This window comes from Mesotoga sp. HF07.pep.5.2.highcov (assembly GCF_003666285.1).
GTDB lineage: Bacteria > Thermotogota > Thermotogae > Petrotogales > Kosmotogaceae > Mesotoga > Mesotoga prima.
On record NZ_JFHJ01000441.1, the window covers coordinates 1 to 1,382 of the forward strand.

1 protein-coding gene and 1 pseudogene are annotated in these 1,382 nt (G+C 47.9%); both read right to left on the reverse strand.

Annotated elements, in window-relative coordinates:
* Positions 1-462, reverse strand: a pseudogene (locus BG32_RS09265) (ABC transporter permease); the annotation flags it as partial.
* Positions 462-1,382 (reverse strand): ABC transporter permease (locus tag BG32_RS09270; RefSeq protein ID WP_147434915.1); only part of this gene is annotated, 921 nt, incomplete at its 5' end. The pseudogene BG32_RS09265 and the gene BG32_RS09270, both read right to left, overlap by 1 nt.

Sequence of the window (1,382 nt, forward strand, 5' to 3'; positions counted from 1 at the left end):
TATATCATCCACTATGCCGCCGAAATACCCTGCCACGAGAGCCAGGGTAAGGGCTAGGAGCGTTGTGAAAAGTCCGGTAATGAGCCCGACTGCAAGTGTGATTCTTGTTCCATAGACCATTTGGGAGAAGAGGTCCTGTCCTGCCCGTGTCGTTCCCAGCAAGTGGTTTCGGGAAGGTTTGGCGTTAAGCGGAAGTTTTGTGGTGACTTTTTCGTAGGTAGTTGTTATAGACTGCGTGTATACTCTTTTTTCGGTAAATTCGTCGATCTCCTCCCTCTCGACCGTCTTTGTTCTTCCAATTTCCTCTTCGACTATGCTCAGAACTTCAACCTTGTTTGTCTTTGGATCGTAAGGCGCGATCAGCGGTGCAAATATCGCTACGATAGAGAAGAAAGCCAGGATTATCAGACCGATCAGTGCCTTACGATTTTCGATGAAAAGCGAAAAGACATCTCTGAACATCACTTGCCACCGTCCCTGACGCGCGGGTCTAGTATGAGGACCGCGATATCTGCAATGAAGTTCGCAACTAAAACAGCCACCGAAATGAAGAGAAAAATGGCCTGCATAAGGGGATAGTCTTTGCTTTGAACGGCCTGATACAACATCAGACCAACTCCCGGGTAAGAAAAGACCATTTCAGTGAGTAGGCCCCCTCCTACAACGAAGCCAAGAGACATTGCAAAGCCCGTGATCGAAGGGAGTATAGCGTTTTTCGCTGCGTACAGAGTCTTGATTCTTCTCAGAGGAAGTCCCTTTGCCTCGGCGACTGTTATGTAGTCCTCCGCAAGAACGTTTATCATATTGTTTCTCATGGTCAGAATCCATGCTCCCATCGAAGAGATGACTATGGTCAATGCTGGAAGAATCGCATGCTTGACGACCGAAAGGAAAAACTCAAGAGTGCCTCTTTCCAGTTGCGGAGTATAGGCATTTCCGAGAGGAAAGATGGGAATTCTGAAAGCTAGAAAGTAGATCAGCAATAAACCAAGCCAGAAATATGGAAAGGAACGTACGAAAATAAAGAGCCCCACGGTGAAAGAAGCCAACTTCGTATTGCGTTTCCATGCAACGCCTATTCCAATTATCGTGCCAAGAAAAAAGCTGATAATCGTTGCCGTACCCATGAGACCAACGGTCCAGGGAACGGCAACCTGGAGAACCCGCCCGACAGGTGTCGGGAATCTTGAAATAGAGATTCCAAGATCACCTTTAATAAGGTTCAGCAGGTACTTTCCGTACTGGAGCAGGAGAGGGTCGGTCGAATCTACACCGAAGGCGGCCTTTATAGCTTCGAGCGATTCAAGGGGAATGCCCTGCATCTTGTCCATCAAATCCTGTGCGGGATCACCGGGCATCATTCTCGGTATGAAGAAATTCAG